Origin of the sequence: Spirosoma liriopis (assembly GCF_023196085.1) — a bacterium.
GTDB classification, from domain to species: Bacteria; Bacteroidota; Bacteroidia; order Cytophagales; family Spirosomataceae; genus Spirosoma; species Spirosoma oryzicola.
Window position 1 is genome coordinate 66,007 of sequence record NZ_JALPRF010000011.1, and the last position, 11,812, is coordinate 77,818.

13 protein-coding genes are annotated in these 11,812 nt (G+C 51.6%); 3 read left to right on the top strand and 10 right to left on the bottom strand.

What is annotated here, in order from left to right; all coding sequences use genetic code 11:
• Positions 1 to 138: 138 nt before the first annotated feature.
• Both M0L20_RS28150 and M0L20_RS28155 read left to right on the top strand, forming a co-directional pair.
• A complete protein-coding gene (locus M0L20_RS28150) occupies positions 139 to 1,002 on the top strand; it encodes a chromate resistance protein ChrB domain-containing protein (protein ID WP_232563979.1) in 864 nt (287 codons plus the stop codon).
• A 60-nt stretch (positions 1,003 to 1,062) separates the two neighbouring features.
• Positions 1,063 to 1,638, top strand: a complete 576-nt coding sequence (locus tag M0L20_RS28155) for a hypothetical protein (RefSeq protein WP_248480522.1) — start codon at positions 1,063 to 1,065, stop codon at positions 1,636 to 1,638.
• A gap of 204 nt (positions 1,639 to 1,842) precedes the next feature.
• On the opposite strand, the gene M0L20_RS28160 is transcribed toward M0L20_RS28155, so the two are convergent.
• Positions 1,843 to 2,772, bottom strand: a complete 930-nt coding sequence (locus tag M0L20_RS28160; RefSeq protein ID WP_248480523.1) for a hypothetical protein — start codon at positions 2,770 to 2,772, stop codon at positions 1,843 to 1,845.
• A 93-nt stretch (positions 2,773 to 2,865) separates the two neighbouring features.
• Positions 2,866 to 3,051, bottom strand: a complete 186-nt coding sequence (locus M0L20_RS28165) for a hypothetical protein (RefSeq protein ID WP_248480524.1) — start codon at positions 3,049 to 3,051, stop codon at positions 2,866 to 2,868.
• 173 nt (positions 3,052 to 3,224) lie between these two features.
• Between M0L20_RS28165 and M0L20_RS28170 the strand changes: the two genes are divergently transcribed.
• Positions 3,225 to 4,163 carry a M23 family metallopeptidase gene (locus M0L20_RS28170; protein WP_248480525.1) on the top strand — a complete coding sequence of 313 codons (939 nt, stop codon included), beginning with the start codon at positions 3,225 to 3,227 and terminating at the stop codon, positions 4,161 to 4,163.
• 37 nt (positions 4,164 to 4,200) lie between these two features.
• Here the strand turns inward: M0L20_RS28170 and M0L20_RS28175 are convergent, their stop codons facing one another.
• The 8 genes from M0L20_RS28175 to M0L20_RS28210 all read right to left on the bottom strand — a co-directional run bounded on the left by M0L20_RS28175 (position 4,201) and on the right by M0L20_RS28210 (position 11,786).
• Entirely contained in the window at positions 4,201 to 5,736 is a 1,536-nt protein-coding gene (locus tag M0L20_RS28175) for a carboxypeptidase regulatory-like domain-containing protein (RefSeq protein WP_248480526.1), read from the bottom strand.
• A 23-nt stretch (positions 5,737 to 5,759) separates the two neighbouring features.
• A complete protein-coding gene (locus M0L20_RS28180; RefSeq protein WP_248480527.1) occupies positions 5,760 to 7,169 on the bottom strand; it encodes a CsgG/HfaB family protein in 1,410 nt (469 codons plus the stop codon).
• 66 nt (positions 7,170 to 7,235) lie between these two features.
• Positions 7,236 to 7,652, bottom strand: coding sequence for a curli production assembly/transport component CsgF (locus M0L20_RS28185; RefSeq protein ID WP_232563972.1), 417 nt, complete (start codon positions 7,650 to 7,652; stop codon positions 7,236 to 7,238).
• A 93-nt stretch (positions 7,653 to 7,745) separates the two neighbouring features.
• The gene (locus tag M0L20_RS28190; protein ID WP_248480528.1) at positions 7,746 to 8,264 is read right to left on the bottom strand and encodes a curli production assembly/transport protein CsgE; all 519 of its coding nucleotides are present in this window, start codon (positions 8,262 to 8,264) and stop codon (positions 7,746 to 7,748) included.
• Positions 8,265 to 8,275: 11 nt separating this feature from the next.
• Positions 8,276 to 8,833: a hypothetical protein gene (locus M0L20_RS28195; protein WP_248480529.1), complete on the bottom strand. Its 558-nt coding sequence runs from the start codon at positions 8,831 to 8,833 to the stop codon at positions 8,276 to 8,278.
• A 79-nt stretch (positions 8,834 to 8,912) separates the two neighbouring features.
• On the bottom strand, positions 8,913 to 10,286 hold the full coding sequence (locus M0L20_RS28200) for a curlin repeat-containing protein (protein WP_248480530.1): 1,374 nt from the start codon (positions 10,284 to 10,286) through the stop codon (positions 8,913 to 8,915).
• A 30-nt stretch (positions 10,287 to 10,316) separates the two neighbouring features.
• Positions 10,317 to 10,721 (bottom strand): curlin repeat-containing protein, encoded by a 405-nt coding sequence (locus M0L20_RS28205; RefSeq protein WP_248480531.1) that lies wholly within the window; start codon positions 10,719 to 10,721, stop codon positions 10,317 to 10,319.
• Positions 10,722 to 11,030: 309 nt separating this feature from the next.
• Positions 11,031 to 11,786 carry a response regulator gene (locus M0L20_RS28210; protein ID WP_232563967.1) on the bottom strand — a complete coding sequence of 252 codons (756 nt, stop codon included), beginning with the start codon at positions 11,784 to 11,786 and terminating at the stop codon, positions 11,031 to 11,033.
• Positions 11,787 to 11,812: the final 26 nt, after the last annotated feature.

Here is an 11,812-nt window from a genome sequence, read left to right on the forward strand (position 1 = left end):
GCAATCTGGTAAACGCTCCGGACAAGAAAGCGAGATGTGTTGGGTATTCTATGTACTTACCTCCCAAAAAGTTAATCGATAAGATACGCTGGTTCGTTTGAAGCCTTTGCGTAATCTTGCCGTTAAAATATGATCACTATGATCTGGATTACCCGGCAACGTCCCAAAATTGACCGTCTAGCTTGTCCCTGGCTGATTCTGCGGTTCGTCGACAAAGACGCTCAGTTCTTATTTGTTCCGACTGAGCAGGTCATTGAAAAAGCCAAAAACTTAGGTGGCATCCCTTTCGATGTTCCCGATGTGGAGTTTTCGCACTACGGGCAGGATTGCACCTTCGATTACATTCTCAAAAAATATGAGCTAACCGATCCGGCACTTCAGACAATGGCTCCTATTGTCCGGGGAGCAGACACGGATCATCATGAACTCGCTCAGCAAGCCGCCGGTTTGTGGGCTATTTCAGCCGGATTGGCCCACAACATTCAGGATGATTACGCCTTATTAACGCAAGGCATCATTATCTATGATGCGCTCTACAGTTGGGCGACTCATCTTCAAAACCAAAAACACACTCAGCAGCCGGAAGAGCATTTGCTTCTTCGTTTTTTTACTACGTACCTGCATGAAATAAGGGATCGGAAATTAAATCCACCTCCCTGGGCAGCCGAGCTAAAAGAGTTGATTCAAGACCACATTGACACGAACCTGAGCCTGAGCCTGTCAACGGTTGCCCAGTCCTTGCAGGTCAATCCAACGTACCTGTCGCGTGCTTTCGCCCAGTACTTCGACAACCTGACCTTTGGGGATTATATTCGCAAGCTACGCATTGAAAAAGCCATTCAGCTATTAGAGACGACTTCTCACTCGTTATCGGAGATCGCGTACCTGACCGGCTTCTCCGACCAAAGTCATTTTACGCGGATATTTAAAAAAATGATGGGCCAAAATCCGTCCCAATACCGAAAAAATAACTCCAAACGTAAAGCCGGTCCAAACGGGTAAAATCTGTTCTATTTCTTCAGTGAGCGAAGACGTATTCTTGCCGAAAAGTATACCTCTTCCATGAACAAGATCTACGTCGTTTCTGGTTGGCTACCTGCGCCGAACCAGAGAATCTCAAAAACTATCCTTGGTCTATTTACGTGTGTCGTCCTGCTGGCGCTGTCACCTCAAGCCAACCTATTGGCTCAAACGCAACCAACGGTAACTTACCCACGCATGGTCGGGTACTTGGGCGTTTTGCATCCGCTCATTACCCGAAACGAAACCGGGACGGAAACCAACTTCGACCGGTATTACGTGGTGGGGCTTCCTATTGGTCTGAACCTCTGGAAGACCAAACAACTTGGCTTTTCTGTGGAAGTTGTTCCGCTCATTCGCGCGGAAAATGGAAATAGCCGGGTTGCCAACGTGCTGTTTCATCCGGGCGTGTTAATGAACCTGGGCAAAGATTTTACACTTGCCACTCGCCTGGCATTCGAAACCTCAGGCCGCTACGGATTCACGCCTGTATTAAACAAAATCGTTCGAAAAGGTCCCACGAATAGTTATTTTGTCGCGGTTCCGCTACCGGTTCGCTTTGGTAATGATCATGCAACCTCGTTCACGGTTGGCTTTCAGTTTGGTATCGTCTTCTGATCTGTTTTCAGCTGGAACCGGGTCTTGTTGTCGATGTCCCAACTATGCTAATAACCCGCTCGTCAACCCCAAAACCCACTAAGAACGTCTCAGGACAGACAGATGCTCAAACGCAGTAAATGAACCGGCTTTGCCTTGCTGGTGAAAAACATGCATCTGCTGCGCCGGGAAATCGGTAAGCTGCGTTCGTTTTTGTTGTCTGTTTTACAAATATTCCTGGGCGTTCGTTTTTGTGTTGATAACTGGAAGCCCTGTCAGAAGGGGCCTTCGTTCGACCCCGTCCAGGTGAGTCATAATGCCTTCCTGGTTTCGGTTTTCTCGAAAACGGGAATACACATAACCCTCCTCGACCGACAAAGCCGGTATGCCATTTAGCTTGTCTTTTTTTACGAAATAAGCATTGTTACCCGCTTGATTACAGCCCACAAACGCGTACCCTTTTTCAAGCGCCAGATCACACAAGGCGGGCAGTGAAGCGCCAAAGTACAAATATGAGTAATGAGCTTCCTGTCGCATAAAATCAGGTCTGTACGGAACAGTGATCGATCGATCAGAGCCAAACAAACTGTTGTATTCGATCACCACAATGTCGGACTCTACCTCCGTGATGGCTTTCCACACCCAATAATCGTTACCGTCGATGTCGATGCTAAGCAAGCCGATCTGGCCAGCAATGCCATTGTTGACCAATAGTTGATTGATATTTTCGGCGGTAATAAAGCTGCTAATGGCTTTTAAGCTGTAGCGCCAGTAAAACGAACTGGTCTTAATGTGATCAATAAAGTGTGACGAACCATCGATGATCAGGCCCTTCCAATTGTTGTTCATCATCAAGAAACGTGTATTGGCTTCTTCATAATCTTCAACGCCGAATTCAACGAACGTATCGACGCGCGGTTTGACGTGGCTGATTAAGTATTGAATAATACCGTCATCACCGAACTGAGAAAATAGCTTAAATTCGGCATCCTTCATTGAGGAAGCCTGACCCGCAAATTTAGCCAGCATGGCCCCCATCACTAGTTTGGTGGCCGCGTTGTCCTCCTTAGCTTGTCTGAGTTGAACCTGTATTTGCTGGAGTTGCGCTTGAAGGGGCTCAAGGAGTAACTGTTGTATTTTTTTTATAAGCTTCACGGAGTATGAGCGTTAGGGCTGGTAATCGATTAAAACAGTTTTGGTCAACTTCTGGGAGAAAGTTGTACTAAGCACTGTCTTGCTTTTTTCAGGCTACGAATTTTCTTCCCGAACAATGTCCAATATTTCTTCCGCCAGCGTTTGAATGCGCTGCTCAATCAGTCGTAAGGGTTGCCCCGTCTCTTTAGCGATCCGCTCCGCTTCGAGTTGTTCGAGCACCCGCAGGTGGGCCTGTGTTACGAGCAACAACTCCTTTAATTCCTCTAAATCCGAATACATGCGTTGAAGGTTTGACCGATAAACGGCAAGATATAAGGATGAGCCAGAATATAGGGTAAGCGCTCTGTGATTACTTGTCGATTGCCGACAAATCGTAAACAGCCGCGAACGATTGCCGAAAATGCTTATTTTCGCCCGCTTTTCTACACCACTACTTTATAGTTCCGTCTGTCATGATTCGTTTGCTCTCGCTCATCGGCTTGTCCTTTTTGCTTTTCGCCAACGCCAACGCCCAATCTCCCGTTGAGGTATTTTACGAAAAAGATAACACGGGGGCCTACGTCTTTTCCTGCCGAAATTCCGCTTTCTGTCCTTATTCAATCACCGTTACGTTCAGCGAATTGAACGGCCTGCGGTCCTCGACAACATTCCCTTATCGAACTGAGGTCAGGCCGGGACAGCAGTCGCTTTTCAAATTACAACCCGAACCCAATCAATCAAATTCGTTTCGCTACAGCTTCAGTTCGGTAAAAGGCTGTAAACAAACCAAGGTCGATACGGCATTGATATATCTGCTCCCTGCCAGTCCGGGCAAACGGGTTAGTGCGGTTGAATTACCGTACATTGGCAAACTCTACGCGGGCGAAGCAGACCCCAAAGACTGGTATTCGCTGGCTATCAAAATGAATAGTGGAGACACGGTATTTGCGGCTCGCCGGGGAACCGTATCGGCGGTGCGTAGTGATGCCATGCCCAGCGGGACACATCTGGGTTTTAACCGCAGTGATAACATGGTCGAGATCAATCATGCCGACTGTAGCTTTGCCACCTACACGGTCTTGCGGCAAAAAAGCATCTTTGTTGAGCCGGGTCAGTTTGTCGAAGCGGGAACGCCACTGGGTATCGTTGGGGGAGAAAATTACGATTTCGGTCCGCACGTTCGGTTTACCGTGCACTACAACTACGAAGCGCCGGTGATTAAAAATGGTAAGCCAACGGATCAGAAGCAGTATTGGGCCTACGTACCCATTCGATTCTGGCTTGGGGAGCAACAGAAGGCGGGTCGGTTGGAGCCCCGAGAGAATTACCTGGCGGAGCATCCTGAACCGATTATCCAACAGGAAATGAGCAAACGAGAGCAGAAGAAGTGGCAAAAGAGTCACGCGAAATAAGCACGTTCTGTATCATACACTCGTTAAGTAGGCTCGCTCATCGCCAATAAGGCATTTCGGCCTGCGACAACAGTAGCTTCCGATTTTTACCGTCAGCGTCGGCCGTGTATACATTCCGCTGACCAATGCCGGTATTGTCGGTATTAGTGAAGATCAGACTGGCACCGGTAGGTGAAAAGCGCGGTTCGAGATCGTTCGTTCCGGCGGTTTTTCCAGTCAGGTTTTGCGAGCTGGTGCTCACCTGATTCTGTGACAGATCAGCTACCGCGCCGGTTGTCAGATTGAGCCGGTATAGCCGGGCGTCAAGCTGTCGACCCTGCTCGTTCTGAAAATCTGTTGAATCGGCGGAGAACACGATCTGTTGGCCGTTGACCGAGAAAACCGGGTTACCCACGCGGGCTGCGCGTCGGGCGTAGACCGTCCGGGCCGAACTGCCATCGGACCCAAACACGCTCAGCTCGTTGTCATACAGGCTCGTACCCGTCGTTCGGGCCGCAATGCGGTTGCCCTGCGGAGTCCAGTCACAACCCGCCCAGATTCGGCCGCTACTGGCCAGGGCTACCGTCCGAAGCCCGGTTCCGTCAGTACGGACCGCGTAGAGTCGGTCGTTGCTCGGGTATAGGAGCTGCGTACCGTCAGGCGACCAACAAAACGACAGGTCAGCCGCTGCTAGCCCGGCAATGGGTACCGACGTTACCTGTTGCCGATTGCTGCCATCCATGTTCATCAGGTACAGCTGAAGCTCCGTGTCAGTATTGGAGATAAACGCAATCTGCCGACGGTTCGGACTGACGATAGGTCGCCAATTACTGCCCTCCCGCGTGAGCTGGCTGGCAGTCCCATCGGTCGTCGCGCCGAAAATCTGGAAGCGGCCGTTCATTCGCCGAACAAAAACGTAGCTGTAGTCTGGGTAGGAACCCGTCTTAAATGACCAGACGGGGCCGTTTGTCGTATTCACATTATCACTGACAATGACCTGCCAGAGATAAGTTGTGTTGTAATCCAGCCCAGAGACGATAACCGAGTCGGCAGTCAGGCCCGTATAGGATGATGTTGGCGTTGCGGAGCCCGCCCGGTACAGCAGCACATTATAGATCAGCGTGTCACGGTTCGGGTCGGTTGACGTCCATTTCAGCGTCAGCGTTGTCGACTGAGCCGTGCTGTTCAGCGCGGGAGCGACCAGCACCGGCGTGGTGGGCGGTCGGTTCTGACTTTTATCGTCCGTCAACTGGATGGTTACAACCGGTGCTGTCGCCACCGACGCGGCTACTGTCGCCACCTGCGTACCGTAGCCCGCTTTCGACGCCTGTATAGTGTAGTTACCAACGACAACGCTGTCGAAGCGGAACGCACCTGACGAATCGGTCGAGACGACGCGACTGCCGGGGGTTAATTTGACCGTCGCATTGCGCACCGGCTGCTGATCGAGGCTGTATACCACCCGACCACGTACCGTTGTCAGTTGCACCGGGTCGACATAGACATCTTCATTACAGCCCACCAGTCCGGCAAGGCCAGCCAGGAGCGTCAGAACGAGATAGACAGATTTGGGGAAAAGAAGACGGGTAATCACGGCAATTGGCGGATGAGGTAGGATTAGTTACGGGTGTTGACGGTGGTGCTCTTGGGCCGGTAGATACTGCCGATATTCAGCGTCAGCCCTGCTGTGCCCCGCAGGTAGTAGTCATTGCGTGTGCCGGCCGTGATGCCGTCGAGTGCGTCGGTAAACGGCTGGTTGTACGAGATTGTTGACCGGAAGCCGATCAGGCCATTCGATGAATACTGAATGCCGGCGCCCCCCTGCGCCTGTAAATAGCGATCGCCCTGCCAGTTGAATGGACTGGTTCCCGCCCGCGACACCATACCCACACCGATGAACAACAGTGAAGTCCAGTGTTGAAAGGGTGTTGGTCGGAAGATCAGGTTTCCTTCAAGCGACGAAATACGGGACGAAAAGGCTCCTTCGCTGGCCAGTGTTCCGGTCGCGGCATTGGCCTGTATACCGAACTTCGAGCTGAAATAAACGTCCATCGATGCGCCATATACCCCCTTCATCGTGTGTCGGGCATAGTCGCCGGAGTAGCGCATGACACCGGCATACGGTTGGATGGTGATCAACGGCGCGTCAATTTCAGGGCGGATGCCGTACACGTCGGTCTCGCTCATGCGGGTCTTTTCGGTGTCATAGGCATCGAGCACTTTCTTCATTGGACCGGCCTGCTTATCTTCGGCGGCCCACAGCCCATCGCGTACTCCTTCGATAATCAGGCCCTCGACGGCTTTTTCGATGGCCTCCGTCACGGCCATCTGCCCCGGTTCGGTAGTGGTCAGTCCTGTTTCAGTTTCCAGCAGTCGTTTAAACGTAACATACCGAAATAAACTGGCGTTGACCGTCTGCGACAGAATGGTTTTGGAGGTGTAAATGGTTTTAAGAATCTTACCTGTTTTCGTCGCTACAGCCCGTAGGTAGACCGTTACGCGGTCCTGCCGGTATTGTGTCGAGCCGCCCGCAGCAAAGTATTGCAGCCCACCACCCCCGGTAATGATGTTGGCGTCGTAGGACACCACGCCCCCTTCCAGGATGATTCCCGCAAAGAGCAGCGGGGGCAGGTTTTCACCATCCTTAAACTGCGCTACGCTGGAGCGGACAATCTTGCGTTCATTGAGCAGGTTACTAACGTTTTCCCGTTCGATGGGTACAAACCAGTTGCTTTCTTCCAGCGCTTTAAGCAGAATATTGGTCGTGCCCTGCGTGACAGCCGTCGAAAAACCGGTGCCGGTTTCGGTCTGTTTGTATTGCCCCGTCAGGTCACGGAATTTATAGACGGCGGCCACGATTTTTTCCTTCGCCGGTGGCAGCGACCGAAGCGTGGTCGTGGTGGGCGTTGTCTCGCCTAGCCGCGCCCGACGCGGACCGGTAGGCTGATAAAAAAAAGCCGTGCAGCCGCTTAACAGGCTTACGAAGGTAGTCAGCACCAGCGGGCGGAGCAGACAGCGAATAGACATTGGCGTAACAAGTTCGGGGAATAGTGATCGTTATTGGTAGTGTATTGGTCGGGTAACTTATCTGGTTCAGAAGTAAGGTACCGTAATCGACGTTTCGCCCCCCTTTCCGTCAACGATACGTACGACGACGCCATCGGTGCCATTAGAAATTTCAACCTGAAAATCGCCGAACGTGTAGGTGCCGGGCTTCAGCGTCGATTCGCCAAACTGCTTGCTGATGAGGTTGCTGGTGATCCGGCTCAGCAACTGGTTTTGCAGGCTCTGCGCGTAACTGTCGAGCGTACTGGTCTGAGTGCCGGTCGTCGCGTTTTTTTTGGCCGATGGGTCGGTGGTCCGGTCCTGCGCCGTGGCTGAGCTAAGCATCCAGGCGTAGTTAAAGGTGTTCCCGCCAAAGTTGGGATTGTTGGGGTGATAGACGAAGCTTTGGCCGTATGTGGTAGCAGCTCCGGTCAGCAGCAAAAACACGAGTAGTAGTTTGTTCATCGTTGGAAACAAATTAACAGACTGATAGACAAGCCCCGGTGCGTACATGAATTGGTCAGCCTTGATCCCTGAACGGTAACTCTGCAACCAGTCTTAAAAGATGCCCGTACCCCGCTGATCGGCGTTTTCGAGCTGATTTTGCACCTCCTGATAATTGATGACGTATTGATTGATCAGTTCAGCAGCATCAAAGGCGTAGGCTTCGAGAATGTCGGCCCGCGCCTGCACGTAGTTTTGCCAGAGTACCTGATCGTTGAGCGATACCACAACGACCGTCGTGCCGACACCGAAAGCGGGTAGCTCATCGATGGTGACCACGAAGGCCGTCAGATCGAGTTCGAGGTTAGGATCAATTCGACGAGTCGTATCGGTGGAAACCGGCTGACTAACTACTTTGGGCAACTCCGCGTAACGCCGAAAAAACGCTTCGTAAAAATCGCGGCCAATCTTACTGCGCGTCTGATCCAGCATCAGGGTCTGCGTACCTTCCTGTTCGACAATCGTTTCGTCCATCACCGCTTCTTCGAGCCGTCCTTCCAGATCCGGGTCCTGTGCGTAACCACCGTAGCTAAGCAGCAAACCGCTAGTAAGCAGGAAGATAAGCCAGCGCATAAATCGTTTCTTTACTGTTTGATTGACAGGCCGTTCTGAATGCGGACGGTTGCGCCACCTGATTGCTCGATCCTGAGATTAGCGACGCCCATTCCCGTCGAGGTAGTGGGAATGGTCAAGCCGTCGGCCATGATTGTGTTGTTGCCGTTCCGTTGAATCATATCGATTCGGGCATTGCTACCAGATAAACCCAACAAGCTGATTACGTCGCCACCGCTTTGGCTCACACGCAGTTGATTAGTACTGCCATCGAGCCCAAGGGTAAATCGATTTCCACCACCGGCTTGGTTCAGTTGAAGCTGGTTCGCCTGTCCTGTCAGCTGCACCGTAGCTGCGTTCGCATTGGCCGTCTGCATTAGGCTAACCTGATTCTGCTGCCCCAGTACCGCTATCGTGGCCTGATTACCCATACCCGCCTGTTGCAACATTACCTCATTGGCAGGTGACGTGACAGCAGGCGCTGTACCGGCAGTCAGTTGCCAGAATACCTCCGGTGAGCTAACGGGATTAGTTTGGGCAGATACCCCAGGAACCCCAATCAACAACAGGAAAAGGACGCGAAAGAGCATGGAATGATCCGATACATAAGCCGTGATCGGCAGACTGCCTGACGACCACGGCCTGTTTACAGTTTACACCTGACGGCTATTAGTTACGACCCGTCTGCATAATCGTTGCGGTATTTCCGTTGCCAAGCTGCGATACATTGGCCACGTTTTTCACGTAAGGAGCCGAGCTGCCGGAGTCTTGCATAACCGTCAGCATGTTGTCGTTACCCCGCTGTGTAGCAAAGCTGCCTGCTTTACCGTCTATCGACTGAATCAGGTTACCGTCCCCGGTTTGCGTAAGCGTAGCCATGTTACCGGTACCGACCTGCAAAAGCCGGGCCTGGTTTTCGCTGAAACTCTGCGTAATGGATGCCGTATTGTTCTTCGATTGGGTACCGCCCTGCTCGCCCTGGTTAATCTGGGCTATGTTGCCAAACCCAGCAGTTGAAGCCAAATCCTGCTTGATAGTGGCTTGGCTATTTGCTACATTATACTGATTGATCTGCGCGTCGTTGTAAGATCCCTGCTGCTGAACTGTCGCCTGGTTATTCGTTGCGTTATACTGCTGATTAATTTGGGCGCGGTCACTGCCAAAACCGGTCTGCTCGATGGTAGCTACGTTCCCTACACTATTGTCAGTTTGGTAGACAGTTGCCACATCACCAAATCCGCTCTGGATCACAGACGCTTTGTTTTTACTGGCGTTGTCGTTCTGGAAAATGTTTGCTGTTTCAAACCGGGCGTTGTCGATCTGGTCAATCGTCGCTTCGTTGCCTGACGACGTATTGTTCTGGTAAATGCCAGCGACGCTTCCTTCATTAGCCTGGGTAATTGTTCCTTTATTCTCGCGGCTGTTACCACTCTGCTGAATGCGAGCAGCTACATTGGTTGCTGCTCGCTCAGCTGTTCCCTGGTTGATACGGGCCTCGTTGTTTACCGAACCCGTTGACTGCTCGATTGAGGTCGGCCGGGTACCGCTGGCATACTGCGTAATTTCGCCAAAGTTCTTGCTGCTGTTATTGCTCTGGTTGATCGATACATCTTTGTTGTTCGATCCTTGTTGGTAAATACCGCCCCAGTTACCACCAGCCGCACGTACTTCGGAAGACGAAGCTCCTTCGGTCACCTGTAGCGATCCACCACCACTACCATTACTTTGAGTGATGGAACTTAGGTTCCCTGTACCGCCTACCTGGGTTACGTAGCCCCGGTTACCGCGGGAACCAACATCCTGGCGAACGGCAGCGTCGTTGCCGGCCGAACCGGTGCTTTCCTGACGAGTGGCCGCAAAGTTGCCTACGTTCGTTCCCGTAGTCTGGTTCTGGCTAACCGTTGACTTCAGGTAGTTACCCGTCTGCACTTGTTTAGCCGTTTGGCGGGTACCGTTTTGTTCGGTGGTCGCCGTGTTGGTCTGCGCAAAGCTCGCTGCGGCAAAAGCCATCAGTGCCGCACTGGTAAGGAATACTTTTTTCATGAGTTTTAAGAAATAGAAATGAGTAAAGGGTTAGTTTTGCCGCCGGTTTTGCCGTTTCACAGGCTTATTCTTCGGTCGGTTGGGTGAGGATGCTGGGAGCGAATTGATAAAATTCTCACCCGTTTCGGACGACTGGCTGATCGTTGCTGTCGCCTTACCTTCCTGCGAAATCTCGACTACGTTGGGGCCGGTATTCCGCTGGCTGATCGTCGTTTCGGTACCTTGGGGCACCTGTAGGCTCACCCGATTACCGGGCTTACTACCATCAGCGACGGCACCACCCGTCTGGCTGATGCTGACGCTGTTCCCCTCACCTGATTGGGTGACGGATGCTGTATTACTGGCTCCGCCCGTCTGCGTAATGGTGACGTTGTTCTGGGCAAAGACCGAAGTAATGGAAAGAAGAAGGATCGGGGTAATGACAAGTTTTTCCATGATCTTTTTGGGTTTAAAGCTCCATCTGTCGGGAAGAAGGCTGCTGGTGTTTGTTCCGGCCTTTGCCGTCTTAGTACGGTCAGGTCAGAATCAGTTGATCATACGAGAGGTACTAGTTGAAAGAGAAAGGTCGAATTGTCTGGTGCGTGAATTGGTGAACGGCTGGGAGAATAAGCAGAGAAAGGTTGGGTTAGGATCAGTCAGTTGATGAACCAAAAGTACCCGGTGCCAAACCACCGTGCCGGAGAAAAGCAGTGAATAACGGCCTTTGGTAGGTGAATGGTAGAGTTTTGTGAGGGAGTAAGTAGATTAGCGCTGTAAAAAATGGCGCATAAAATCATCTTTACAACTCCGGCTAAGCGGTAACAGCTGAGGACCGATGCTAACCTCTACATCGTTGAACGATTCAACGTAGTTGATATTGATGGCATACGATCGATGAATGCGTACCAATCCTGGCTGGTTGATCCGCTCCAGCATATTACTAAGTGTCAAGCGTAGGATGTATTTGCGATTGGACGTAACCAGCTTCGTGTACGAATTGTCAGCTTCCAGGTAAAGCAATTCGTTCAGGTCGATACGGACGAACTGATAATTTTGTCTGATATACAGGTAGTTGTTAATCTGAAGCAGTGCTTCGCGGCCGTTGTTATCGCGTTCGGCGGGAACTGGCGAAGTGCGCAACGTGGCGTTGTGAATGGCTAGTTCAATAGCGGTACGCAGGCTGGACAATTGCCAGGGCTTGTTGAGATAGGCAGCTGGGTACGTTTGTTTGGCCCGATCCAACGTATCGCGGTCCGTTAGGGCGGTCAGGTAAATAACGGGAACCGCGCGTTTGGTCATGAGCTGGCGAATGGTTTCAATCCCGTCCCATTCGCCTTTGATCATAATATCGCATAGGACAAGATCAACAGGTTGGTTGTGAAACAATTGAAGGGCTTTGGGGCCATTGTTGGCAATGCCGACCACGCAGTAGCCTTCGGCTTCCAGGGTATCTGATAGGTCCATGGCTAAGATGGGCTCGTCTTCTACTACGAGGATCTGAACGCGTTCAGAGTTATTCATAAACGTAACTAAAAGGAGGTAAAGCG